The 25904-nt window shown below is 72.1% G+C and carries 20 protein-coding genes; 11 read left to right on the top strand and 9 right to left on the bottom strand.

All coding sequences use genetic code 11. The annotated features are described in order from the left end of the window. Positions 1 to 10 precede the first annotated feature (10 nt). The 3 genes from KY469_07310 to KY469_07320 all read right to left on the bottom strand — a co-directional run bounded on the left by KY469_07310 (position 11) and on the right by KY469_07320 (position 6370). Entirely contained in the window at positions 11 to 1462 is a 1452-nt protein-coding gene (locus KY469_07310) for a carboxypeptidase (protein MBW3662892.1), read from the bottom strand. A 221-nt stretch (positions 1463 to 1683) separates the two neighbouring features. Continuing rightward, complete coding sequence (locus tag KY469_07315; protein MBW3662893.1) at positions 1684 to 3861, bottom strand: hypothetical protein; 2178 nt, start codon at positions 3859 to 3861, stop codon at positions 1684 to 1686. Between the two features lie 190 nt (positions 3862 to 4051). After that, a complete protein-coding gene (locus KY469_07320) occupies positions 4052 to 6370 on the bottom strand; it encodes a GH92 family glycosyl hydrolase (GenBank protein ID MBW3662894.1) in 2319 nt (772 codons plus the stop codon). Between the two features lie 167 nt (positions 6371 to 6537). On the opposite strand from KY469_07320, the gene KY469_07325 reads away from it, so the two are divergent. Together KY469_07325 and KY469_07330 are read left to right on the top strand one after the other, a co-directional pair. Then, entirely contained in the window at positions 6538 to 9618 is a 3081-nt protein-coding gene (locus KY469_07325; protein ID MBW3662895.1) for a neutral/alkaline non-lysosomal ceramidase N-terminal domain-containing protein, read from the top strand. 420 nt (positions 9619 to 10038) lie between these two features. Beyond that, positions 10039 to 10389: a nuclear transport factor 2 family protein gene (locus KY469_07330; protein ID MBW3662896.1), complete on the top strand. Its 351-nt coding sequence runs from the start codon at positions 10039 to 10041 to the stop codon at positions 10387 to 10389. A 213-nt stretch (positions 10390 to 10602) separates the two neighbouring features. Here the strand turns inward: KY469_07330 and KY469_07335 are convergent, their stop codons facing one another. Then, positions 10603 to 11430: an HAD-IB family hydrolase gene (locus KY469_07335; GenBank protein ID MBW3662897.1), complete on the bottom strand. Its 828-nt coding sequence runs from the start codon at positions 11428 to 11430 to the stop codon at positions 10603 to 10605. Positions 11431 to 11766: 336 nt separating this feature from the next. Here KY469_07335 and KY469_07340 point away from each other — a divergent pair, with 336 nt between their 5' ends. From KY469_07340 to KY469_07365, 6 genes are all read left to right on the top strand, one after another. Further along, positions 11767 to 12633, top strand: a complete 867-nt coding sequence (locus KY469_07340; protein MBW3662898.1) for a hypothetical protein — start codon at positions 11767 to 11769, stop codon at positions 12631 to 12633. Between the two features lie 97 nt (positions 12634 to 12730). Further along, positions 12731 to 13882 carry a Flp pilus assembly complex ATPase component TadA gene (gene tadA, locus KY469_07345; GenBank protein MBW3662899.1) on the top strand — a complete coding sequence of 384 codons (1152 nt, stop codon included), beginning with the start codon at positions 12731 to 12733 and terminating at the stop codon, positions 13880 to 13882. After that, the gene (locus tag KY469_07350) at positions 13879 to 14718 is read left to right on the top strand and encodes a type II secretion system F family protein (GenBank protein ID MBW3662900.1); all 840 of its coding nucleotides are present in this window, start codon (positions 13879 to 13881) and stop codon (positions 14716 to 14718) included. Before tadA ends, KY469_07350 begins: the two co-directional genes overlap by 4 nt. Positions 14719 to 14733: 15 nt before the next feature. Continuing rightward, on the top strand, positions 14734 to 14910 hold the full coding sequence (locus tag KY469_07355; GenBank protein ID MBW3662901.1) for a hypothetical protein: 177 nt from the start codon (positions 14734 to 14736) through the stop codon (positions 14908 to 14910). Further along, on the top strand, positions 14907 to 15290 hold the full coding sequence (locus KY469_07360) for a pilus assembly protein (GenBank protein ID MBW3662902.1): 384 nt from the start codon (positions 14907 to 14909) through the stop codon (positions 15288 to 15290). Before KY469_07355 ends, KY469_07360 begins: the two co-directional genes overlap by 4 nt. Continuing rightward, a complete protein-coding gene (locus tag KY469_07365) occupies positions 15290 to 15781 on the top strand; it encodes a hypothetical protein (protein ID MBW3662903.1) in 492 nt (163 codons plus the stop codon). The genes KY469_07360 and KY469_07365 overlap by 1 nt, the downstream gene beginning before the upstream one ends. On the opposite strand, the gene KY469_07370 is transcribed toward KY469_07365, so the two are convergent. From KY469_07370 to KY469_07380, 3 genes are read right to left on the bottom strand one after another with little or no spacing between them, the layout of a single operon-like run. Next, entirely contained in the window at positions 15691 to 17916 is a 2226-nt protein-coding gene (locus KY469_07370; protein ID MBW3662904.1) for a DUF3488 domain-containing protein, read from the bottom strand. The genes KY469_07365 and KY469_07370 overlap by 91 nt on opposite strands. 1 nt (position 17917) lies before the next feature. After that, entirely contained in the window at positions 17918 to 19039 is a 1122-nt protein-coding gene (locus KY469_07375; GenBank protein MBW3662905.1) for a DUF58 domain-containing protein, read from the bottom strand. Continuing rightward, complete coding sequence (locus KY469_07380; protein MBW3662906.1) at positions 19036 to 20004, bottom strand: MoxR family ATPase; 969 nt, start codon at positions 20002 to 20004, stop codon at positions 19036 to 19038. The genes KY469_07375 and KY469_07380 overlap by 4 nt, the downstream gene beginning before the upstream one ends. A 227-nt stretch (positions 20005 to 20231) precedes the next feature. Here KY469_07380 and KY469_07385 point away from each other — a divergent pair, with 227 nt between their 5' ends. Next, positions 20232 to 21020 carry a class E sortase gene (locus KY469_07385; protein MBW3662907.1) on the top strand — a complete coding sequence of 263 codons (789 nt, stop codon included), beginning with the start codon at positions 20232 to 20234 and terminating at the stop codon, positions 21018 to 21020. A gap of 70 nt (positions 21021 to 21090) precedes the next feature. After that, entirely contained in the window at positions 21091 to 22440 is a 1350-nt protein-coding gene (locus KY469_07390; protein ID MBW3662908.1) for an ABC transporter substrate-binding protein, read from the top strand. Here the strand turns inward: KY469_07390 and KY469_07395 are convergent. Both KY469_07395 and KY469_07400 read right to left on the bottom strand, forming a co-directional pair. Continuing rightward, positions 22430 to 23068 (bottom strand): response regulator transcription factor, encoded by a 639-nt coding sequence (locus tag KY469_07395; GenBank protein ID MBW3662909.1) that lies wholly within the window; start codon positions 23066 to 23068, stop codon positions 22430 to 22432. The genes KY469_07390 and KY469_07395 overlap by 11 nt on opposite strands. Before the next feature lie 19 nt (positions 23069 to 23087). After that, a complete protein-coding gene (locus KY469_07400) occupies positions 23088 to 24623 on the bottom strand; it encodes a hypothetical protein (protein ID MBW3662910.1) in 1536 nt (511 codons plus the stop codon). 334 nt (positions 24624 to 24957) lie between these two features. Here KY469_07400 and KY469_07405 point away from each other — a divergent pair, with 334 nt between their 5' ends. Continuing rightward, positions 24958 to 25725, top strand: a complete 768-nt coding sequence (locus KY469_07405) for a CAP domain-containing protein (protein MBW3662911.1) — start codon at positions 24958 to 24960, stop codon at positions 25723 to 25725. Positions 25726 to 25904 lie beyond the last annotated feature (179 nt).

Here is a 25904-nt window from a genome sequence, read left to right on the forward strand (position 1 = left end):
CTTCCTTCGCTCAGGCGCCGATGAGGTGCGCGCGGACGGGCGCGTCAGCGAGGGCAGGGCCCGCAGTGGCGCTCTCGCGAGCCTCGATGACCGCGACCTCGCCGCAGAGCTCTACCGGCGTGGCGGCGACCCGCTCGCGTTTCGCACGCCCGTCGAGCAGGAGGCCGATGATGGGCTCAGCGGCCTGTGCCATCGAGACGAACACGCCGCCGCCCTCCATGGGCTCGGTGGCGATGCCGTGGAGTGCGAGCGCCACCGCCGCATCCTGGGCTTGCTCAGCGTCGAGCACGTAGCCGCAGGGCGGCGGGTCGGCGTACGAGGTCGACTCCTCACGGCTGCCGAGGACCATGCCGTCGATGGTCGTGTCCTCGTCCTGGCCGTTGAAGAACAGCGGGACGTTCCGGTCGGCGCCCTCCTGCGCCTTCTCTTCCTTGGCCTTCTCGCTCTGTGTCGCCACCGCCGCGCCGAGGTCGCGCATGAACCGTAGGGTCTCGTCGATCGCGTCGACGTGAGCGTTGACGCGACGGTTCTGCAGCCCCGCGGTGTTCAGGTCGCCGGTGCCGTTGTTGGGGTTCTGCGTCACCGCGGTCTCGAGGAGGATGCTGGCGACGTGACGCAGGCCAAGGGCGTTGCGGGCGATGCCATCATCCCAGTCGCCGGCCGTCTGCGTCACGTGGTAGTCGTCCTCGAGCGCGCGGTAGCGGCCGTACTCGCCAGCGGTGTAGCCGTCTTCCTCGACACCCTTGGCGACGTAGTCCTCGGCGAGCGTGCGTGCCAGTGCGCGCACGCCCTCGTGGGCGTTGAGGTTGCGCGGCCACAGGTACAGGACCTCGTCGTCGTAGAACACCGGGACGGATGGGCCGTATTCGTGCAGATCGGCGGCGGCGTCCGGCTGCCAGTCACGGATGACTTCCGCGATGGCCTGCCCCTCGGCCGTCCGCAGCTGCATGTGATCCCGGTTGATGTCGATGCCCTGGGAGTTCCGCCGGTTGTTGACGGCGCGGCCGTCGGGGTTCGCGGTGGGTATGAACAGGATCGTCTGGTGCTGCATCTGCCGGATCAGCGTCGGGTCGTCGGTGAACGCAAGGTCGCGGAGGTGGATCAGACAGGCCTCGCGCCCCGCCGGCTCGTTCCCGTGCTGCGTGCACACGAACAGGACGACCGGCTCCTTGGACTCGAGTGCCTCCTCTGCCGTTCGCGGGGCGGTAGCACCGATCGTGACGAGGTGCAGCGGTCGCTCGTGGAGCGTGTGGCCGAGTACCTCCAACCGGACGCGAGACGATCCGGCTGCGACCGCGTCGAGGAAGTCGAGCTCGCCCTGGTGGCTGGTCCAGTCCGCCCCGCCGTTGTCCTCGAACTCGGTCGTCGGCGGGGTGGTCTCCTGCCCGGACGCGGCCAGCGGCAGGAGCGCCGCAGCGAGCGCCGCGACAGCGGTGACGATGATGGGACGGAGCGTGCGCACGGGTTCCCCCTCCGGCTGCCGCGTCGAGGGATCCGCCCCGACGCGTCTCGTGTGGCGGTTCGGTGGGTGCTTCTCCGTTCGGGTCCCGTTGTCCTGCCTCTGGCGACGGCGCATCCGCTCCGTCGATCTCCCGCGGCCTGGGCTCCGTGTGGAGTTGTGCTCAGATGTGAGGCCAGGTCTCCACGCAGCGGGGGCGGGGCGCGCGTGCGCCGGGGCCGAGGTCAGGGGCTGCGGAGACCCGTCACGGCGGCGACGAGGGGCTTCTCGAAGCTGCGGCCGTAGGCCTCGCCGACGTTGTCGAGCGTCGGAGCCAGCACGACCATGCGCTGCTCGCTGTCGATCTCGGTCAGTGGCTGCGTGGTCATCGCGTTGTCCGACTCCGCCACGAGCAGCAGATGCAGGCCGTGCGTGCCGATCGATCCCTGCCAGAACCGCCGTGGGTTCTCGGTGAGGTAACGGGCGTAGTCGGGGTCCTCGGCGTGGCGCTGGGCGTCCCAGCACTCGCGTGGCAGCGGCTCACCGACCTCCTCGCCGGTCTCGGGGTCGAGCTCTCGCCAGGTCGCGAACTCGCCGCTGTCGACCTTGCGACTGCGGAGGTGGGGACCGGGCGACGAGCCGGTGCCGTCGTCGAAACACGCGTCGTCGCGGTAGTAGGGCGTGGCGAAGACGCTCTGGGCCGCTCCGGGGGTGATCTCCTTCAGCGACCAACGCGTGACCAGCGTCCCGTGCTCCCCCGCGATCTGCTCCCAGTGCAGGTTGCCGCTGGGCCCGCTGAACCACGGATCGGTGGTGTCGATGTCGTTGTGGACGCACTCGCCGCTGCACCCGTTCGGGTCGGGGTCGCCCACGGTGACAGGACCACCCAGCGGGTTGCGCTCGTTCACCCATGGGTCATCGAAACGGAACCCGTCGTCGCCCACGTGGAGGTGGCTGTTGCCGAAGACCTCGTCGTCGATGCCGTCGATCGCGACGCCATCGGCGTTGTTCGGGTTGTAGTAGCGCGACACGGCATCGGCGTTGTAGTCCAGCTGGACGTAGATGCCGTCGAGCGGTGGGATGACGTGGACCCGCAGGAAGTTGATCCAGCGGATCTCGTCGCGGTAGAAGATCTCGCGCCGCACGACGTTGGTGCCGGAGTCGGCGCCCCACGTCTCGCGGATCGTGCGGACCGGGCCGGAGCGCTCGCCCATCAGCTGGCTCGAGCCGCCCCAGTTGTTGACCTCCTCCTCGTAGCCGCAGCAGGGGGTCTCGCCGCCGGGGCGCTGCTGGAACGCGCGCGCCTTCCACTGGTCGAGCAGGTCGGTGCCGTAGGTCCAGTCGCCCTCCTCATCCTCCGAGACCGAGATCTCGGTCATGAGCCAGCGACCCTCGTAGCGGAAGCGGTAGCGGGGCGTCGTGATGGTGGCCTGGTCGCCGGGGCGGCGCTGGCGGATCTCCTCGCCCTCGTCGTCGCCGATGCACTCGCCGGTCGCGGGGTCGTGGTAGGGGCCGGGCAGCGCCGCCCCGTAGTTCTCGTAGCTCGACTCGCTGAACAGGAACACGTTGGCGTCGGGGTCGCGCTCGTAGCGGACGTAGCCGCTGGTGGCGTCGAACGCCGGGGCGGGGCCGCCCGTCTCGGTGAGACCGACGTAGACGTAGCTGGTGACGCCGGAGTGGGGGTCGGTCAGTGCGATGTCGTGCATCGCGAGGATGCCTGGCGGCGTCGGAGCGGTCGGGGGTGCCGGCTCGCCGGCATCACGTGCCATGAACACGATCTCGTCGTCGCTGTCGAGTCCCTGCACCGGGTCGACCGCGACGTCGCTGTCGGGCATCGCGAGGCAGGGGTCGTCGGGGTGGCTGGCGCGCCAGCGGAAGCCCTCGCGGTCGAACGCGTAGCTCAGGTGCTGGTCGGTCTCGGAGTAGAAGGCGAACCCGCTGCGGTTGTTGGACAGGAACCGCGGGAACATCTCGTCGACCTGCAGCGGGATCTGCTCGAACGCCTCGCCGGTCCAGCGGTAGCCGAGGATGCGGTCCGTCGGTGGGCCGCTGACGGGTGCGAGCGCCCCGCTGGAGACCCACGGGTCCTCGTACGTGTTGGTCGTGCACGGATCATCGGGCGTGACCGGCGTCTCGTCGATACCGCCAGCGCAGCGCTTGCCGTCCGCGGACCCCGGGTGCACGGACTGGTCGGCGGGGACGGACCACGTCGGGAACGAATCCCCGGTCAGGACGACCGGTTCGGTGTCGCGGACCGGGTCGGTCGCGATCGATGCGGGGTCGTCGGGCAGCAGCTCGGTGACCACCTCCTCGGGCCCCGCGGCCTCGGCGCCACGCGTGTCCGCGAGGTCGCCGGTTGCGGCGGCGGAACCGAGCGTGGACGCGGCAAGCGCGAGGACGAGGGTGAGGCGGACGGGGCGCATCGGGGCGTGCTCCGGCTGAGGAGAGGGGTTACCCCGGGTACTTCGTCGCCCGCCCCGCCATCTCCTGCACTTGAACCTCAGCGTGTGCATCTGGACCCGGTAGGCGGGTCGATCTGCACCCGCTGCATGGTGGACCACCTCAGCGTGTGCATCTGGACCCGGTAGGCGGGTCGATCTGCACCCGCTGCGGTCAGGCGCGGCAGCCGAAGGCGGCGAGGTCGTGGGTGGACAGGCTCGGCGGGGCGGCGCCCGCGCCGGTGCCCCACTCGCTCGGCGCGACGCCCATCTCGAAGGAGACGGTGCCGCCGTCCGCGACCTCGGACTCGGCGAACCAGGTGCGTTCGAGCGGCGCCCCGTCGAGGCTCGCGCTCTGCACGTACTTCGCGGCGAAGTTCGCGCCGGGCGCCTCGATGACGAGGTCGCCGTCGGGGCGGTGGATCGTGGCGCGCTCGAACGTGGGTGAGCCGACGGTGTAGATCGGGGCGCCGGGCGTGATGGGGAACACGCCCAGCATCGTCCAGACGAGCCACCCCGACAGCGCCCCGAGGTCGTCGTTGCCCGGCAGGCCGTCGTAGGTCGGCGTGAAGAGCGAGGCGACGCCACGAGCCACCGCCTGGGTCTTCCATGGCGCCCCGACCCAGTTGTAGAGGTACGGCGCTTCGAGGTCGTGCTCGTTGCCCGGGGCGTACTGGTTGCCGTAGTAGAAGATGCCGAACACGGTCGCTTGGTTCTGCACCTTCGGCCACGCGACGGGGATGGTCCCGGTCAGCGGCAGCCCGAAGAAGGCGTCGAGGCGCTGCTCGACGTCGACGCCGGCATCGGCCATGCCGCCGACCAGCCCCGCGAGGTCCTGCATCGCGAGCCACGAGTACTGCCAGGAGGTGCCCTCCTGGAAGCCGTAGCCGTTCTCGGGGTAGAAGTCGGCCAGCCAGGTCCCGTCCGCGTCGCGGGGCCGGATGAACCCGGTCTCGGGGTCGAGCAGGTTGCGGTAGTTGGTCGCCGTCTCCAGCACCCGGTCGCGGTCCTCCTCAGCGCCCCACCGATCGGCGACCAGACCGAGCGCGAGGTCGGCGAAGCCGTACTCGAGCGTCGTGCCCGCATCGCGTGTTCCCCCCGTGAGCAGGTCGGTCGGCCCGGACGGCGGGCCGACCGGGAGGTAGCCGAGGTCGCGGTAGGCGGGCTTGCGCGCGTCGTAGCGTTCCAGCATCTCGGCCAGCAGCGTCTCCCGCAGCGCCGCATGCGACGGGTCGTCGAGCAGCCCGCGGCACACGCCTTCGGCGATGAACGGCAGCACCGGGTCGCCCGACATGTAGCCGGGGTCGTTGGGGCCGAGCTGCCACCGGGGAAGGTGGCCGCGCTTCTCGGCGAAGTCAGCCAGCGAGTACAGCATGTCCTCGTAGCGCTCGGGGTCGATCACCGCCAGCAGCGCGTTCTGGCCGTTCTTGGAGTCCCACAGCGAGAACTGGGTGTAGCGCGGCCGCTCGCGGTGGTGGATGGCGCCGTCGCCGCCGGGGTAGCGGCCGTCGACGTCGGACAGCAGGTTGGGGAACAGCTGCGCGTGGTACAGCGCGGTGTAGAAGCTGGTCCGTTCGAGGTCGGTGCCGCCCTCGATCTCGATCGCGTCGAGCGCCCCGTCCCACGCCGTCTCCGCGTCGGCTACGACCGCCCCGAAGTCCCAGCCCGGGTTCTCGGTGTCGAGGTTGCGGACGGCGCCGTCGATGTCGGTGAAGCTCATGCCGACCTTGACGATCACCTCGTCGACGCCCTCAGCGAACTCGAGCACCGCCGTCGGCTGGCCGTCGAGCGAGGTCACGGCCGTGCCCGCGGGGTCGGTCAGCGTGAAGGGCTGGTTGGCACGGACGGCGTAGTGGATGTCCATCGGCCCCGAGACGTCGTCGTGGACGGTGCCCACCACGAGGCTCGGGTCGTCGGGGTGCAGCGCCACGGTCGCGTCCTTCAGCCCGCGCAGGCTCCGGGACGGGTCGATCACGACCTTCGGGGCGACCCCGAGGGGGTACTCGTAGCGGTGCATGCCGGTGCGCTCGGTCGCGGTCAGCTCGGCGATCACCCCGTAGCGCTCGAGGATGACGCTGTAGTAGCCGGCCTCGGCCACCTCCCCTGCGCGGTCGAACGGCGAGGCGTAGAAGGGAATGGGGGCCGAGCCGGGGTGCGACTGGCGGCGAGCGTCCACCTCACCGTGCATCGGGAACAGCGGCACGTGTCCGCCCTGCCACACGCCCGCGGACATGTGGGTGTGACTGAAGCCGGTGATCACGCTGTTGGTGATGTAGTAACCGCCGTAGTTCAGAGGGCCCTCGGCGGTGTCGGGGCCGAGCCCGACCATCCCGTGAGGCAGCACCGGACCGGGGTTGGTGAAGCCCGGGGCGTAGGAGCCGATCATCGGGTCGACGTACTCCCGGGGCGTCACCGCGCCCCGCTCGGCCGCGGGCACCGCCGGGGCGGCGGCGACAACCGCGAACGCGGCGAGACCGGCGAGCAAGCGACGCATCGAGGCTCCGAGCTAGGGACGATGGGAAGCCTTCGACCCCCGCGGCCGCTTCCCCTGCCGAGTGGGAGCAGGTCTGCGCGTAGCCGCACCGATCTGCTCCCACCGGGGGAGGAGTCAGGGGGTCGGGGGTCGAAGCCTCCACCCGACCCCCCTCCTCAGGTAGGACCATGCGCTCGTTCCTCGCACCGCTCGTCGCGGCCGCCCTCACCGTCGGGGCGCTCGTCGCCGCCCCGACCGTCTCCATCGCCTCGGCCGACGACGCCATCGCTGACTGGGACGGCATCCGCGCCGGTGTCGGCATCGCGGATGCCACGTGGCACGTCGGAGCTTCGAGCGGCCAGTACAGCGACTTCGCCTTCCCGACCGGCGCGGTGAGCGGCGGCGACGTCGACCCCCACCACCACGCGACCTACAAGTCCAGCTCCTACGGGGTGCAGTCGCGGCTGACGGTCCGCGCGCTGGTGGTCGAGGGGACCAACGGCGAGCGCGTCGCGCTGCTGAAGTCGGACAACTACCTGGCGCAGGACCTGCTGCTGCGCCGCGTCGGCCAGCTGCTGGCTGACGACCCGGGATCGCAGATCGGCTACGACGACATCCTCCACGCCGCGTCCCACAACCACAGCTCGCCCTACTACTCCACGCCGTCGTGGGGTGTCTGGCTGTTCCAGGACGCGATGGACCTGCGCATGCTGGAGTACCAGGCGCAGGCGATGTACCGGGCCATCCGCGAAGCTGAGATCGACCTCGCCCCGGCGCGCATGGGCGCCACGACCGTCCACCACGAGCTCTACAAGGGCAACATCATGCGTCCGCAGACCGCGGACGACGGCTCGCCCGCCGGGTTCCCCAACGATTACGGCGACGAGGGCCTGCCCGTGCTGCGGTTCGACCGGCTCACCGAGGACGGCTTCGAGCCGATGGGCATCTGGATGAACTGGGGCCAGCATCCCGAGTCGCTCGACGGCTACGACCTCATCACCGCCGACTTCCTCGCCCCGCTCGAGCGCTTCGTCGAGCGCGACACCGGCGCGAAGCTCGTGTTCAGCCAGGGCGACGTCGGCTCCGCCGAGGGCCCCTACGACGGCTGGAACCGCGGCCGCATGGACGATGGCACGCTGATCGCGTGGGCCCACATCGGACACGCCCAGACCGAGCGGGGCGCGCGCCTGCTCGCCGACGCGGTCGTCGAGGGCTTCGAGGCCATCGGGCAGGGCGAGGGCGACGTCCCCTACGCCACCCACTTCGAGGTGGGTGCGATCAACGGCTGGGTGCCCGGCCCGATCAGCCACCCCTACCCCAGCGTCTCCAACTGCCGCACCGAGCCGACCGTCGAGGGCGATCCCGGCTCACCCATCCTCGGCCTGCCCGACTGCGCCCGCAGCGGGGCGCTCGGCTCGCCGCTCGACCCGCTCTACGAGAACCTGCGGGCCCACGGCCTGCCGGTCCCGGCCAACTACGACGCCCCGTCGTTCACCGGCGTGCAGGAGAACGTGCGCCTGCGCCTGCAAGCGATCAAGCTCGGCGACATCATCATCGCGTCGTGCGCGTGCGAGGCCCAGGTCGATCTGATCCTCAACTTCGAGAGCCGCGCGAACGACGTCGTCGGCGACCTGCACGACGGCTTCGACTGGTTCGAGGACCCCAACACGACCTGCACCCAGGGGGAGTCCGGGGAGTGGACCTGCCAGTACGCCGACCCGGAGGCGCGCGGCGGACGGAGCTGGACCTTCAGTGACGCCGCGTACCAGCGCTACCAGGCCCAGGTCCACAACCCCGCCGACGGCTGGGACGAGCTCGACTACGCCCCGTACGCCAACAGCGAGCCCGACGACCCGGCCGAGATCAAGGGCAACTTCACCACCGAGGAGCTGGACGAGCAGACCGGCTACGCGCTCGCCATCGGCGTCGGCCACGCCGGCGACTACAACGGCTACACGGTCAGCTACCGCGAGTACATGGGCTACGACCACTACCGCAAGGCGCTGACGAGCCACGGCCCCCACACCGCCGACTACATGTCGACGTGGATGACGCGGATGGCGCGGGACCTCAACGACCCGAGCTACTCGTACGTCGAGGAGATGACCGCACAGGACCCGACCACGGTGGCACGGCTCGCCGCCGACGAGGCCCGCCAGGTCGCCCAGAGCGAGCTGCTCGGCCGTGCGGCTGGCACCGCCTACACAGCGTGGCTCGCGGCGTTGCCCGCTGACGTCGGACCGGCGGAGATCCTCGCCGATGGCCAGCCCGGCGATGTCAGCCGCTTCGACGCCGCCACCGTCACGTGGCGGGGCGGGTCCAACGCGGTCGACAACCCCACCGTGGTCGTCGAGCGTGAGGTCGACGGGGCGTGGCAGCCGTTCGCTGACATGTCCGGCGAGGTCCAGACGATGCTGGACATGCCCAACGGCGTGCAGGGTGTCGCCGACACCTACACCGGCAGCCAGGAGTGGCGGTGGACCGCCAGCTTCGAGGCGTTCACGGGCGGGCCGAACCCGGCGCTGGGATCGACGCCTCCGGGCGAGTACCGCTTCGTGATCGACGGCGTGATCAGCGGTGGTCTCGGCGAGGGCAGGAGCACCTACCACCTCGAGTCGGACTCGTTCACGGTCTCGGTGTGGGACGGCATCCCCGCCCCGACCGTCTCCGTCGACGGTGATGTCGTCACCGTTCAGACGGAGCGGGTCCTGTACCCGAGGACCTACGAGTCCGACTTCCCCTTCGTGTCCGACGACGGGCGCGGCGGCCTGGTCGATCCCGAGACCGGCGAGGCCGTGCCCGACGATCTGCGCGTCTGCGAGACGTGCTCGTTCCGGGCGTGGGCGTTCGAGGGTGAGGTGGCGGCCGTCGATGTCACGATCCGGCGGACCGACGGCTCCGAGGAGATCGTGGGGGCGACACCGGCGGGCGACGGCAGGTGGACGGTCAGTGGGCTGCAGCTCGCCGACGGCGACGAGGTCGTCGTCGCGGCCGGGGGTGTCCGCGACCAGGACGGCAACGTCAACGGTCTCGGCTCCGACGTCGAGGTCGTGACGCTCACGCTGTCGGGTACCGACGAGGTGATCATCCGACCCGCGCTGCCCGATGCCGCCCAGGATGGTCGAACACCTGCCGGGTCCAGCCACGCGCCAGAGGCCGCGCCGGCGCGGGTGGCCGCCGCGACGGCCACGGACACGGCCGCAGCGGTGTTCGTGCTGCTGGTCCTGGCGGGAGCGGTCGTGCTGCTGGCTCGCCGCCGGGGAGCCTGACGCCACGCGCCACGGTCCACCGTCGGCAGCCCGGGGCCGCCGGCACCCCGCGCGTCCACCCCCCATCCACAGGGGCTGTGGAAACTGGGGATGGACCTGGGCGGATGACCCAGGAAGGTCACGCTGCGTAGTGCATCACCCGCGCCCAGCCACCACCACCCCCCGGAGGGCCTACCGGCGTCGTCCGTACGGCCAGCTCCTGTGGAGAGATCTGGGGACGGATGTGGATGACACCCCGCGCAGGTCGCGGACGAGGACGTGCGCGCAGTGACGAGATGCGCCCCGCTGCGGATACTGCGGCGCCGACCACGGGGCTGCTTGGTCTCCGCCGGGCGCGTCGTTGCAGTCGGTTCGGGGCCCGTGGCTATCCTGCGCGCGGCTCGGAGCCGGCCGGGTCGTAGCCGTCGTTCGGAGGTGGACGTGGGTCGTGCCCGCGAGGTCTGGGACCGCATCGTCGAGATCTGGACGAGCGCGGACACGTCCGACGTCCCCGCGCTGTACACGGCCGATGCGCTCTACCTCGAGCCGTACAACCCACCGCACAACGGCAACCTGCTCATCCAGGCGTACGTCAAGGACTACCTCGCAGGCAAGGACGACCTCGCCATCGAGGTCAAGCGCGCGTTCGAGGACGCCGAGGGGCGCGGCATCGCCATCGAGTGGATGCTGTCGTACACCGCCGGCGGGCGTCGCTGGTCCGACCTGCCGCGTGCGACCTTCATCGAGCTCAACGACGACGGCATGGTGGTCTACCACCGGGACTACTTCTGAGCCTTTCCTTTGCGACGCCGCATCCGCGTCGTCGATAGGGGCTTGGCGCGTCGCCCGCGGCCGAGAGCGCGGTCTCGGCCGCTCGGTGAGCAGGGGGACCCGCACGCCTGCTCCTGACGCTGGCGACGTCGCCCGTGGTCACTGGGCGTTCTGGGCCACGGGGCCTCTCCCGGCAACCCGCATCTGCGCGGGTTTCCTCACTGCACGCCCGCCTCAACCGGGGTTGGTGTTCTCTCTGAGCAGGTAGCGGGCGAGGGCGGCGGCAGCCACTACCGCCAGGGCGATGATGAGGGCTTCGTTCGGGGGGCGGTGGACGTCGGGGAGGCGCTGGCGTAGCGACACGGGGGAGTGGAAGTCGCGGGTGTCCCAGCCCATCGCGACGGCGGCGGCGCGCAGCTCGCGGTCGGGGTTGACCGCGACCGGGTGGCCGACCGTGTCGAGGAACGGCAGGTCGGTGATCGAGTCCGAGTACGCGTAGCACCCGGTCAGGTCGTAGCCGCGGGTCTCGGCGACCTGCGCGACGGCGTTGGCCTTGTTCCGGCCGTAGCCGTAGTACTCCAGCGTGCCGTCGTAGCGGCCCTCGGCGTCCACGCCTGCCCGGGTCGCGATGACGTCGCGGATGCCGAGGCTGCGGGCGAAGGGGATGACCACCTCCTCCCCCGAGCTCGACACGACCCAGATGTCGCGCCCCGCCGCGCGGTGCTCCTCGAACAGCTCCAGCGCCTCGCGGTACACGTACGGCGCGATGGCCTCCTCCATCGTCTCGATCACGAGCCGCCGGACGCGCTCCGCCTCCCAGCCCCGGGTGAGGTCGAGCAGCGCCCGTCGCATCTGCTCCATCTTGCTGTGGTCCGCGCCCACGAGCTGGTAGACGGCCTGCGCGTACATCCCCTTCAGCACCGTCGTGGGGGCGATGAGCCCGTCGCGGTAGAGGGTCCGGCCCATGAGCAGGGTCGAGGAGCGCGCGATGATGGTCTTGTCGAGGTCGAAGAACGCGGCCGCCGTCGCCCCGGTCCGTCCTACCCGCACCTCCTCGAGCATGGCGTCGCTGAGCCGGTCGGCGTGCTCGCGTCCGTAGCGCTCCTCGGTCTCGGCGGCGGCCTCGTCGTCGTCACGACCGAACACGGCGCGGAGACGGTCGATGACCGACCGGTCGGGTGAGGCTGGCGCTGTCTCCTCGTCCGCCTCGGAGCGAACGGGGGCAGGCTCGGGGACGCCCGGCTCGTCCGGCTCTGGGGGCTGGTCCACGCGCATCCTCGGGTGGGCTCACCGGAGGATAACGACGGCACCGTGGCCGCCATCCACAGCCGCCGCGGTCCGCGCGACCCGTACGACGCACCCGCCCCGTACGGTCGCCCCGACCGAGCGGAGCACGTGGTGGACCCATCGACCCCCTACCGGGCGAGGCTGGCTGGCCCGCACGCGGACGCGCTGGTGCGCTGGTTCGACACCGAGCTCGGGTGGTACGCGGTCCAGGACCCAGGTGAGGCGCCGTGGCTGACGGTGGCGGACGTAGCCGGCGCCATCGCGGAGCCCGGCCCGGCCGACGTGCTGCTCCTCGCGAGCGGCGACGGCGCCGTCGAGGCGGCTCGTGCGGCGGTGGCCTGCGCGGATCCGCACGTCGTGGTGTGGCCCGACGACCGTGACGCCCTGCGAGCACTGGCCCCGCAGCCGCCCGCGCCCCGCGCCGTCGATCGCATCGAGGTCGGCGGGGCGTCCGGCGGTGTGGGGACGACGACCGTCGCGGCGGCGCTCGCCGGCCTGGCCGCGTGGGGAGGACAGGCCGTTCTGCTGCTGTCGGCGCCGGGCGGGCCACTGCCGGCGGAGACACCCATTGTCGCGGCGGAGGATCTCGCCGGGGTCCACACGTGGTCGGCGGCGAACGTGGTCCCGGGCGTCGCGGGTCTGCGTTGTCTCGGCGTCGCGGGCGAGGTGGCCGGTCTCGATCCCGGCGAGGCCGCGGTCGTGATCGTCGACCGCGGCGTCCGTCACGACGTCGACGTGCTCGTCGTGCGGCGAGACCGGGCCGGGCTCGATGCGCTCGGGCGGACGACGGCCGGGGCGGTCGTCGTGCTCGATCACGGCATCGCACCGCCTGGAGCGGTGCGCGAGGCCATCGGGACACGCCGCTTCGTGGTCGTGCCGTGGTCCCGACGTGTGGCGCGTGCCGCGTGGGAGGATCGTCTCCCCGCAGCCCTGCCGGGCACGTGGCTGGACGTCCTGCGCCCCGTCCTCGGCGCGTAGACCATCTGCTCGTTCCACAGCCCGCCCCGATCCATCCTCGCATCCCCGCATCCGGGGCGTAGGGTGTCGGCGACCGAGCCGGGGGCGGCCCGGGACCGTGACACACCGCCACCCCGCCGTCGATCCGGCCAGCCAGCCCGCCGCCGATCCCGTGCTGCGCGCGGCCGTGGAACAGCGCCTGCTCGCGGACGCCGAGGTCGCGGCCGCGCCCGGTGATCGCTCGGCACTGCGCCGCGCGGTCGCACGGGCCCTCGCTGCCGAGGGGATCATCGTCGCGCCCGCACGCTGGGCGACCCTCGTGCGCGATCTGGTCGACGACCTCGGAGGCCTCGGTCCGCTCGAGACGCTCCTGCGCGATCCGGACGTCACCGACGTCCTGGTGAACGGGCCCTGCGACGTCTGGGTCGAGCGACGCGGCGTCCTCGCTCCGGCGGGCGCCGCCTTCCGCGACGAAGATCACGTCACGCACGTGCTGCAGCGGGTCCTGGGCCCACTCGGCGTGCGTCTCGACCGTGCGCATCCGTGGGCCGACGCCGTCCTCGATGGCGGCGTCCGGCTCCACGCCGTGATCCCCCCGCTGGCGCCCACCACGGCCTTGACCCTCCGCCGCGTCGCCACGCTCGTGCCCACGTGGGGCGATCTCGAAGCCGCTGGCACGGTCCAGCACGGGACCGCCGCGGTCCTCCACGAGCTGATCGAGGCGCGCCGCAACGTCGTGATCAGCGGGCCCGCCGGCGTCGGCAAGACCACGCTCCTCAGCCGCCTCGTCCGAGACGTGGGCGGCGATCGGGTGGTCATCATCGAGGACGTCGCCGAGCTGGACCCGGGTGACCGCCACGCGGTGATGCTCCGCACGACCGCGCCGACGCCTGACGGGGGCGCGGGGATCGGACTCGGTCGCCTCGTCCGCAACGCGCTGCGGATGCGCCCCGACCGCCTCGTCATCGGCGAGGTCCGGGGCGCCGAGGTCGCCGATCTGCTCCAGGCGATGAACACGGGCCACGCAGGCTCGATGACCACCGTGCACGCCAACTCCGCCGAGGACGCGCTCGTGCGCCTCGAGGGCATGGCGCTGCTGGCCGGGATCCCCGTCGAGGCAGCCCGCGCCCAGGTCGCGACCGCCGTCGATGCGGTGGTGTCGCTGGCGCGGGGACCGGACGGCACACGTCAGCTCGCCGAGATCGTCACCGTCGAGGCGGCCCGGGACAGGGCGGGGACGCGACCGCGCGCACGGAGGGTGCACCCGTGAGCGGCGCCCTCGACGAGGTCCGTGCCCGCCTCGAGGTGGGCGCTCCCGTCCCCCCGGACGCCGATCTGCACCCGCGGTTGCACCGCGCGCTCCAACTGGCGCGAGCGGTCGGGGCGCCCGCCCTACCCGCACTCGACGCGGCGGCGGCGGCGCTCGATGACGACGACCGCCGACGTCGGGCACTGCAGGTCGCCACGGCTCAAGCCCGGACCGTCGCCGTCGGTCTCGTCGTCCTGCCGCTGCTCGCGCTCCCCGTCTTCGGAGCCATGACCGGCGTGGATGTCCTGGGCTTCTACGCCTCGCCCGCTGGGCGGGTGGTCGCGGTGCTGGCCGTGGGTCTGTTCACGGCCGGAGCCGCGATCGCGGCGCTGCTGCTCCGCAGCGCCACCGCCGATCGTCCCGACCGGCTCGGCGCCGTGACGGATCTCGACGAGGTCGCGGACCTCGTCGCCACCGCCCTGAGCTCCGGCGCCCCGGCGGGCTTCGCGCTCCGAGCGACCGCACGCGTCCTCCCTCATCACGCCGCACAGCTCGAGCGGCTCGCGCTCGTGATCGAGCGGGGCGTCGCCCCGTCGCACCCGGTGTCCCCGCGAGCAGGGTTCGACCGCATCGCCGCCCTCGTCCGCACCGGCATCTCGTGGGGTGCGCCGGTCGCGCCGTCGCTGCGCCGTCTCGGCCGGGACGTCCGCGCCGAGCGTCTCGCGGCAGCTCTCGCCCGTGCGGAGGCGCTGCCCGCTCGCCTGACCTTCCCCACCGCCCTGTGTCTGCTGCCCGCGACCGTGCTGTCGATCGGCGCCCCGCTGCTCGCCTCCGGTCTCGCGGCGGCCGGCACCTGAACCGAAAGGTCCACCGTGAACCACGACCACCGCAGCCGCGCCGAGGGGGGATCGCTCGTCTCCGAGTACGGGCTGATCGTCGTCGTCGGGGCGACCATCGCCTCGCTCGTGATCAAGTGGGCATCCGGCGGCGCCATCTGGGAGCTGCTCGGGGCGTTGACCACCAAGGTCAAGGCCCTGGTCGGCGCGTGAGCATGCCGTGCGCGTCGCCGTGGCGGCGCGAGGGCGGCTCGGTCAGTCTCGAGTTCGCCCTCGCGCTCCCGGCGTTCTTCCTCATCGTGCTCGCGTTCCTGCACACCGTCGGGTTCGCCCGCGACCTCGTCGTCGTCCAGGTCGCCGCGCGCGAGGGAGCACGAGCGGCCGCGGTCTCCCGTGACGATGCGACCGTCCGTGCGGCGGTCGATGCTGCCGTCGACGGCCGGGCAGCGCGGATCTCGATCTCGCCGCGACAGCGCAGCACCGGTGACCTCGTCCGGGTCGAGGTGATCCTGCCGACGCGCCTGCCGGTCGGACCACCGACGGTCACCGGCACGGCGGTCGCCCGCGTCGAGGCGATCGTGGACGCACCGTGATGCGGCGGCGACGCACCCGCCCCGCTGAGGACGGCAGCGCCCCGCTGCTCGGCGTGGGCGGACTCGCGGCCGTGATGCTCGTCGCCGTCGCCGTGCTCGACCTCGGTGCCTACCTCACCGCCGCGGTGCGGGCACAGGCCGCTGCGGACGCGGCTGCGCTCGCCGCAGCGGCGGTCGCGCACCCGCACGGCCGCGCGCGCGGCCTCCCGATCGAGGCCGCACGTGCACTCGCGGAGGCTCACGGGGCGAGCTTGGGCTCGTGCTCGTGCGCCACCGGATCGCGGACGGTCGAGGTGTCGGTCTCGGTGGACGTACCCGCCGTGGTCGTCACCCGGTTCGCCGCCCGCCGGGTCGTGGCCACCGCATCGGCGACGCTCGTGCCGCCCGCTGCCGCGCCTGATCAGCGGGTGGGCTGGAGAGTGCGCTCGAGCGCCGCCTCGATCTCGCGGAGCGCCCGATCCTCGGTGTCCGGCGACGGACGAGCGTGGTGAGGGGCGTAACGGCGGGTCTCCTCCGAGCCCAGCAGGACGCCGACCGGTTCCTCGGGGAGGTCGGGGCGGTGCAGGCGAACCCGACGAACGTACTCGCGGGGCGTCTGCCACGCGTCGCGGTCGATGCCGTGACGACCGAGCAGCAGGGCCAACTCCTCGAACGGTGAACCCGGAGGTGGCGGTTGCAGGCGTCGTCGCCGCCACAGCCACCACCCAGCGACCAGCGCGGCGATGCCAGTCGTCATCGCGATCAGCGCAGCCGGCTCGCGGACGACCGCTCGAGCGGCGGCGGCGACGGCGTCGCGCACGGGGTCAGGCACGAGCGCCGCCACGGCCCCGGCGATCCACTTGAACGCCGAGATGAGCGGCAGGCGAGCGACGCTGGAGTTGTCGACCGCCTCAGGTACCGCCCCGGTCGGGTCGAACGGGATCCAGCCGTGCCCGGGGATGTGCACCTCGACCCAGGCGTGGGCGTTGGACATCTTCACGTCGAACACCCCGGTCAGCGGGTTGTAGCTGCCCGGCTGGAAGCCCGTGGCGAAGCGCGCCGGGACACCCGCCGCTCGGAGCAGCACCGTCATCGAGGAGGCGATGGGTTCGCACCAGCCCCGCCGCGACTCGAAGAGGAAGTGGTCGACGAGGTCCGTGTCGCCAGCCGGTGGGACCTCGTTCAGGGTGTACTCGGTGTTCGCGCCGATCCAGGCCTGGACGACCTCGGCCTTCAGGTACGGGGTCGGCTGGTCGTCGGTGAGCGTCCGCGCCAGGTCGCGGACGCGCTGCGGCAGCCCCGCTGGGAGCTGGGTGTAGCGGTCCACGAGATCGGGAGGAGCGTCGCCGTCGGCGGCGCGCAGGACGTCCGGCGGGGACGTATCGATCACCGAGACGACCGAGTACACGGTCTCCCTGCTCTGCAGCTGCCCGGTGGTGATCGTCCCGTCCTCCCAGTGGTGGACCGAGCCGCCGGAGAGGTAGACGCGGATGGGGTCGGCCGCTGCGAAGACGAGGTTGGGAGTGTCGGCCAGCAACTCGAAGGTCTGCACCACCCGGCTGCGGTCAGCGAGGCTCGCTGGCTCGGGCTCCAGCCGCACCGGCGTGCCGTACGTCGGGTCGGGCTGCTCGGAGGTGCGCGTCCACCCGGTGCCGTCGTAGAGGTCGAACACGATGCCGCGCCATAGACGCGGACGGTCGGCGCGCACCCGCATCACCGGCTCGTCGCTGAGCTGGCCGACCGTGCGCAGGTCGACGTACTCCGAGAAGCCGAAGTAGGCCGTGGGGTTGAACCCGAGCGCGCCATCGCCGGGGCCGCGCAGCCGACCGTCACCGTCGAGGCCCGGGTTGGTGACGAACGGCGAGGTCAGGCCCAGCGACGGGATCCCCTTGAACGGCAGACCTCCGAGCTGGGTCGTGTTGCTACGCGGCAGAAGCCCGAACACGAGCACGCCCACCAGGAGGGCGGGCAGCGCGGCGCGCAGCGTGCCCGCACCTGCGCCGGCGAGGCGCTGCACGAGCGGCGGGGCGTCGGCTGGTGCGACGTTCGTCGGGGCGGGTTCGGGACGGTCGCTCGGGACGAGCCGTCCGAGTCGTTCGCGGTCGCGCAGTTCGTCGGCCCGCTGGAGGGCAGCGGAACGTTGGATGAGCACCATGCTCGCGCCGGCGGCCACGGCGTACACCAGGAGCAGGATCGCGAACACCATCGAGTGAGTGCTCGTGGCGCTGAGCGCGATGAGCGTCAGCGACGAGGCGAGCGTGAAGCCCAGGTCCCGCCGGGCCGGTAGGTCGAAGCCGTGGAGCACCTGCACCCCGAGGAACAGCGCAGCCAGCGGCCCGCGGGTGTCGTCGACGCTCGCGACGTAGCGGATGTCACCGAAGAAGCGCATCAGAGCCAGCGCCGCGCCGATGGTCAGGGCGAGCTTGATGAGGGTGTTGTCCTTGCCGGCCCTCCGCTGCGACACCCATGCCCCGACGGGCAGGAGCACGAGGGCAGCAACGGCGTCCAACGGCGGTGCCGCCCCGCTGACCAGCGTGGCGAGGACCGCGATCTCGACGGCGACGAGGACGGCGACGCGCAACCCGACCGAGTCCTCAACCCGCCTGGTGCGGTTCACGCGCCGGTAGCCCTCCAGCAGCCGACCCAACTCAGCGCTCCCCGGCGTGGAACGAGAACCAGCCGCCGACGGCGGCGAGCGGCAGATCGTTGGGCACCGTGCCGAGGTCGCGGAAGGCGCCTGCCGCGGCGACGGTGATGCCCACACCTTCCGTCGCGGGAGTCAGCGTGATCGTGACCCGCGTCCGACTCGGAGGGGGATGCGCCAACGGGCGCGCCGCAGCGCCCGCGTGCGGTGGGAGGAGGGCGAGGTGGTTCCGCGCTGTGGTGCCCCAACCGACAGCGGTCCCGTCGACACCGACCTCGACGGGGTACCCCCCGCCGCGGACGTCCTCGGCGATGCCGCACACGAGTTCGGCCGCGCGGTCGAGGCTCGCGCGGTCCCAGGTCGCGGCCGCGACGTCGACGCGAACCCCTGGGAGGGCTTCGTCGGCGAACTCACGGACGACCAGGCGCGAGCGGCGGGCACTCGAGCGCCAGTGGATCGCCCGAGCCGGATCGCCGTGGCGGTACTCGCGCACGCCGAGGATCTCGGGGCCCCCACCCTCACGCGCGACCTCCTCGCCGACCTCGACCGCCCACGGGGCATCCAGCGGTGGCGTGTGCAGATCGGGGATCGCCGGCAACGCGTACGTGGCCGCTGGGACCGTCCCCGTCGCCCTCGCCTCGACGAGGCCGAAGACGTCCGAGACGATGACCTCGACCTCGCCGCCGGTCACGTGACCCCGGGGGAGTGCTGCGGTGGTGTGCAGTCGCGCCCCGCCTTCGCGCCGCTCCGCCGTTCCCACCGTGCCGGTCAGGTGATCGATGACGACCACGTGAGCAGGGGTCGCGATGTCGAGCTCGACCTCGGCCTCGCCCGCGACCCCCGCGATGACGCGCGGAGGCAGCCGACGGCGTACCCGCACGCTGCCAGCAGCACGTCGCGCGGTGACCCAGCCGAACGGCACCGTGCCGATGAGCAGCGAGGCGAGCGCGATGACGAAGCCCGCGTTCACGTTCGCGCCAGCGCCGTACAGCAGCAGCCCCAGCGCCGCGTTGAGCACGGCTCGTCGGGTGGGGCGCGTCCGTGTGCGGCGCAGCGTGACCCACCCGTCGGGTTCCGCGCCGATGGGCGGGGAGGTCCCGGTGCGTCGGGGCGGGTTGGCAGTCACCTGTCTCGACCGTCGGTCACGCTCACGGCCTGTAACAGCTGGGCGACGATCGCGCGCTTGTCGGGCTGCTCACCGCCGGGCCCGCGGCCGACCACGAGCCGGTGCGCGAGGACGGCGGGGGCGAGCGCCTTGACGTCGTCGGGCAGCACGTAGTCGCGCCCCTCGAGCGCCGCACGCGCCTGCGCGGCGTGGATCAGCTGGATCGTCGCGCGCGGACTGGCTCCGAGCTCCACCGCGGGATGCGACCGCGTGGCGTCCACGAGCCGCACGGCGTAGGCGATCACCTCGTCGGTGACGGGGACAGCACGGACCTGCTCCTGCAACTGGGCGACATCGCTGACGGTCAGCACGGGCTTCAGCGACTCCAGCGGGTGACGCAGCACCTGCGCGCGGACCACCGCCGCTTCCTCGGACGTCGTCGGGTAGCCCACGCTCGTGGCGATGGCGAAGCGGTCGAGCTGGCTCTCGGGCAACGGGTAGGTGCCGACGTGCTCGAGGGGGTTCTGCGTGGCGACGACGAAGTGCGGGTGAGGCAGCTCGTGACTGATGCCGTCGACGGTGACCTGGTGCTCCTCCATGGCCTCGAGCAGCGCTGCCTGCGTGCGCGGGGTGGTGCGGTTGAGCTCGTCGACGAGGACGACGTTCGCGAACAGCGGTCCGGGGACGAACTCGAACTCCCGGAGGTGCTGGACGTAGATACTCGAGCCGGTGACGTCGGCTGGCAGCAGGTCCGGTGCTCCCTGGACCCGGGCGAAGCCTCCGTCGATGGAGCGGGCCAGCGATCGCGCGAGGACGGTCTTGCCGACCCCCGGGACGTCCTCCAACAGCAGGTGCCCGCCTGAGGCCAGGGCGACGATCGCGAGTTCGACCACGCGTCGCTTGCCGGTGACGACTTGCTCGACGTTGTCGACCAGACGACGCAGGGCGGTCGCTGCGCCACGGGGGGCGAGGGTCTCGGCGGTCACACGAGCTCCTGCGGTCGGCACGGCCCTCGGGTCGTCGGAACGGTCCCCGGTTCGCGTGTCGGCGCACGAGCCGCGAAACTCCAGCGGTACCGTCGTCGTTGTTGTCGGCACGCGAGGGGGGCGTGTTGAGCGTTCCGGTGCTCCCCAGGATGCCGGAACCAGACCCAGCGCGCTCGGCCCGACCACGGCGGACGGACCGCCGAACGGAACGTGAGGAGCAGCCGGACATGACGCAGCCACCTCCCGACGACGGCGCCGACGACGGCGTCGTCTCCGCGGAACCGCTCGGTTTCGCGATGGCGGACCCGGTCCGGCAACGTCGGACCAGTGCCACCGGGTTCCTCATCGACGCGTTCCGTCGCCGCCGGATCGGCCGCGCGACGCTGTCCGGGCTGACGATCGTGCTCTTCCTGGCCGGCGTCGGCATGTTCGCCTACCCGTTCATCACCGACGTCTACACCAGCCAGGTGGTCCAGAAGGGGTTGCAGGAGGAGTTCGACGAGATCCAGGTCGCCTCGTTCGAGGAGTGGGAGGCGGAGGTCGCGGGTGAGACGGGCAAGCCGCTGACCAAGATCGTCCTGCCCAAGCTCGACGTCGCGACCCTCGTCGTCGAGGGGACGTCGCCGTCCGCGCTGCGCGCCGGAGCGGGCCACTACCCCAACACCCCACTTCCGGGCCAGGTGGGCAACGTCGCCATCGCCGGCCACCGCACGACCTACGGCCGCCCGTTCAACCGCCTCGACCAGATGCGCCCGGGCGACGACGTGTGGCTGGTGACTCCCGTTGCCGACCACCGCTACGTCGTGGTCTCTGCCCGCGAGGCCGGCTGGATCGCCAACCCCTACATCACCACGCCGAAGGACTGGAGCGTCGTCGCTCCCACCAGCGACGCGTCGCTGACCCTGACGACGTGCCATCCGAAGGGCTCCGCGGCCGAGCGGCTGGTCCTGCGTGCCGAGCTCGCGGAGACGTTCGAGGCGGGCTACTACGACCGGACGGTCGCGGCCGCCGCCTGAGGCGTCCTCGGTTGGCAGGTTGTGCTCGACGCGCGCCACGGCTGGGCACACGCCACGTAGGCTCCGAGGCGTGTGGACCCCTCGCCTCCTCGCCCTCGTGGTCGTCGTCGCCGCGGCGGCCTGTGGCACCGGTCCGCCCGACCACGTCCGACTCGGGCTGGTGGCGCCGCTCACCGGATCGCGGGCCTTCATCGGCCAGGAGATGCTCAACGGCGCGCGGATCGCCGTGGAGGAGCTCAACCGCGAGGGTGGTCTGCTCGGCCAGCCGGTCGAGCTGGTCGTCGAGGACGACGCCGATCTCGTCGACCTCCCCGGCCAACTCGCGGACCTGGCCGAGCGCCAACGGGTCACCGCGGTCGTCGGGCCCGAGGCGCCTGGCGTCCTGCTCGGCCCGCGCAGCCCGCTCACCCGCCGCGACGTCCCCGCCCTGCTGCCCTCCGCGCTCGCCGGGGACGTGACGGACGCGTCGTCGCTCGTGATCCGCACCATCCCCGCAGCCGTGGATCAGGCCGAGACGCTCGGCCGCTGGCTCAGCGACGTTCGCGCCATCGACCGCCTCGCGTTGCTCATCGCCGACCCCGTCGAGGGCGACGCCGCCCGCGAGGATCTCCTCGACGGCTTCGTGCGAGGCGGCGTCGAGGTCGAGGCGGTCGTGGAGGCAGCCGGGGATGCCGCGGACCTCGGCCCGTCGGTCGCTGCCCTCCGGCGTGCGGCACCCGACGTCCGGGCGGTGATGCTCTGGGGTCCGCCCGCCCCGGCGGCGCGCGCGACGATCGCGGTCCGACGTCAGAACTGGGACGTGCAGGTGCTCGTACCGCCGAGCGCCTTCGTCTCGGAGTACCGCACGCTCGCCGGCGACGCGAGCGAGAACGTCGTCCTGGCGTTCCCGTACCGGGAGGAGTGGTTCACCGAGCCCGTCCTCATGAACTGGCTGCTCCGCTACCACCGCGAGCACGGCCTCGGAGCCATCCCCGAACTCGAGACGCTCGTCCTCGATGTCCCCGTCGCGGCGGTCGCCGCGTACGACGCCGTGATGCTGGTCGCCGAGGCGGTCAGGGTCACCGGTTCACGGGTTCCCGCCGAGGTGGCGAACGCGCTCGTCGACGTCGAGGTCGAGGGGATCCTGCGGACCTACGAGCTCGGCGGGGCACGGGAGGCGTGGGACCCTCGCGACCTGTACGTCGCGCGGTTCCACCAGCTCGCGACGGTCTACGACGTCGATCCGCGTCTCGACCTCGACGAGCAGCTCAGGCTGTGGCAGGCACAGGTGAACGCCGAGTACATCCCGCCATCGGTCCTCGAGGGGCCCGGCGGAGCGATCATCGAGGCGATCATCGCCGAGCGCATCGGCGAGGTGAAGGAGTACATCCCCCCCGCCCCGCCACCCGGACCGATCACACCGGGGGGCGTCACTCGATGATCCCACGGCGGATGGCCGTCGCTACCGCCTGGACGCGATCATCCACTCCCAGCTTCTCGTAGACACGGCGCAGGTGGGACTTCACCGTCTCCGGGCTGACGCCGAGGTCGGCTGCGACCGTCTTGGTGGATGCGCCCAGCGCGACCGCGCGGAGGACCCGTAGCTCATGAGCGGTCAGCCGGTGTTCCGACGCGGCTTCGGCCGCTAGGGGCCCGATCCGTTCCAGGAACGGCCCCGTGATGCTGGGGTGGAGGTACGCCGAGCCCTGGCTGACCGCCACGATGGCAGTGACGAGCGTGTTGCGACCGCAGTGCTTGGGCACGTAGCCACGTGCGCCTGCCGCCAGTGCCCGGGTCACGGTGTCCGCGTCGTCGTGCATCGTCAGGATCAAGATGGGTAGCTGCTCGTGCTCGCGTACCAGCGCCTCGGTCGCCGCGATCCCGTCGTGACCTTCGTCGAGCGTCACGTCGACGATGACGAGGTCCGGTCGAGTTGCTGCGACGAGCTGCAGGGCTTCGGCCTCGCTCGGCGCGACACCCACCACCTGGATGTCCTCCTGTGCGAGCATCGTCGTCAGGGCGTCCGCGAAGACCTGGTGATCCTCGACCAGTGCTACGCGCAGTGTCACGTCCGCCCTCTCCCCGCGGTCACACGTCCCGCCCACGCAGCGGGATGTCGATCCGCAACGTGGCGCTTCGCTCGGAGGTCACCAGGTCCAAGCCGCCCCCAACGTACGCCAGTTTCTGCTGCAGCAGGCTGAGGCCGGATCCGTTCGAGCGATCCGAGGCGACGTTCCTGATGTCGTTGTGCACCACCAACGAGATCCGATCCGACGTGCGCGACAGCACGACCCGGATGTCCTCAGCCGCGGCGTGGCGACGGGCGTTCACGACGCCCTCCTGAAGGCTCTCCAGCAGCAGCACGCCAAGGGACGACGAGATGTCGTCCCATCGACCAACGCCGACCTCCACGTTCACGCGGCAGTTCTGTTCTCGGCTGAAGCGCCGCGCGAAGCGCTGGATGGTGTTGCCCAGCCCGTCGCTGTCGACGCTGCGGCTGCGCAGATCGAAGATCGCCCCACGCAGGCTCTGGATCGCCGTGTCTATCCCTGCAACGAGACGAGGCGAGACCTCGCGGGCGACGGCGTGCTGTCCGTTCCCCACGGCGTGCTCGATCGTCTCGGCCGTCAACCTCGTCGCGCTGAGGCTCTGCAAGGTGACGTCGTGGATGTCCGCGGCGATGCGGACGCGTTCGCGGTCGCGCTCGTCCACCAGCCGATCCGCGAGGCGCCGATGCTCCCTCTCCAAGGAGCTCAGCTCATGCGACACCACCAGCGCGTGTCGTGCACTCAACAGGGGCAGCGCCAGCAGGAGGACCGCCCACGCCCCGATGCGGTCGTGCGCCATGCCGAGCGCAACCCCCATCGCACCCAGCATCAAGTAGGTCACGGCGGCCGTCGGTCGATCGGGGATGATCGCGGCGACCGCGCGGTGGACCGGTGTGCCGCGAGCGCTGCGCTCGGCGACCGCGACGAGCGACCAGTTCGATAGGTGGTAGGCCAGCACGGCGAGGAGGATGGTGGCGGCGGTCGGGCGCGCTCGCAGGTGCAGGATCGCCGACGCTGCCGTGGTGGCGAGGGCCATCTGCATGCGGTTGAAGAGGGCGTGCGACAGCCTGGTCTCCCCCCGCAGCTCCCAGACGGACACCGCCGAGACGCCGACCAGGACCCCGGCCACGGGCGGGTGGAAGAGGTAGGCGATAGCGATGTTCACCGGTGAGCTCATCGATAGGTAGACGTTGCTCGTGGCGGGGGCGGGCAGCGCGTTGGAGACCGCTGCGAGGGCCCCCCACAAGAGCAGCGCCGTGACCGGTCTGCCTGCGCCGGCGCGGACGGCGACGATGATGAGCGAGACGGACGCCGCCGCGAGGAGCCCGATGTAGGCCTGGAAGGCGGCGGTGGCCTGTTCGGTCCGCGCGGTGGTGGCGGTGTGCCCGTCACCGCGCGGACCGAACCGGTCGTTCAGCGCCAGTTGGCGGTCGCTCCGGCTACGAGCAACAGGCTGGCCAGTGAGGCGAGGCGGATCGCGATCCGCCGGATCGTCCTCGTCAACTCCTCCATCGTGGGAACCTCCCCTTCGTCGTTCGGGATGGTTCCGCTTCGCTCGTTGTGATCGGACGCTCACCGGGTGGCCTCCTGGAGGTCACGACTCGAGTCGTCATCGACCCGGGAGCGACGTGCCAGGCCCCGCGGGCCCGCCTTCGGCCAGCGGTCGCTCGCGCTGGAGTCAGGGTGCCCACACGTGGAGCGATCCCGATCACACGCCGGGTGAGGCTCGCACACCCCGGACGGGTGGTCAAGACGTCACCCATCGGGGCTACCTCCACCGTGGCCCAACTGGCACGGTGGCCCGGCCACGCGGCCGTCACCCCGGCGGCGTGGCGGAGCGAGCAGCGGAGCGGAGCGGAGCGGGGGGGGCGGGGGTGGCTGGGCCGGGTCACGTCGGAGGGAGGCGCGTGGTGGCGCGTCACTGGTTCCGCGTGGCCGCGGTACGGAGGTGGACGCGCGCCGCCGTGGCGCTAGCAGGGGCCGCCGTCGTCGTGACGGCGGCACCTGCCGTCGCCGATGGGGGGCACGTCTCAGGGGCGTTGGCGTTCGTGAACGGCAGTCGCAGCGCCAGCGGCAGCCCACCGGTCTCGCTCGACCCGGGCCTATCGTCGATCGCGCACGGCTGGGCCGTGACGCTGGCCCAGCGCGACGAGCTGGTCCACAACGCCCGTTTGCCCGCGGCCCTGGAGGATGCGTTCGGCAGCGGCTGGGTCTCCGCTGGCGAGAACCTCGGTCGCGGACCCAACGTGACGTCGATCCACGACGGCTTCCTCGCCAGCGCGAGCCACCGCGCGGTCCTCCTCGATCCGGCGTACACGCTCGTTGGCATCGCCGTGGTGCCCAACGGACAGCGCCTGCTAACGGTGCACGTCTTCGTGCACCCGGCGGCGCCCGCCCCGGCGGCGGTCACCCCCGCGGCCGATCCGCCGGGCGGGGCGCCGCCTCCCTCTCGATCGGGTGGCGACACCGTGGCGGCCGCGCGCCCCGCCGTCCACCCGTTGGCCGGTCTCGCGGCCACGAACCGCGCCCCGCCGACGCAGGTCCGCGATCATGTCCCGAGGCTGCGGTCGAGGGCCGTGTCAGCGGCGCGCGCGGGCACGGTCGGCGCTCTGCCCGCGGCGGCGCGACCGCCTGACCGATCCCGGGCCGTCCCAGCGTCGGTACAGCCCCGGTCCTGATCGACCTCACGGTGCTGGAGCCCACCTCCGAGGCACTGGCGGGAGCGCACGGCTCCGGACGGGTCGGGACGGATCGCACGAGCTGACCGCGCCCCCTCCTAGGCTGGGGGAGTGCCGACGACCCGGTCGAACCCGTTGCGGGTGGAGCAGCGCGGCCCACAGCGCGTGGAGCAGCGCGG

The organism is Actinomycetota bacterium (assembly GCA_019347575.1).
GTDB lineage: Bacteria > Actinomycetota > Nitriliruptoria > Nitriliruptorales > Nitriliruptoraceae > JAHWKY01.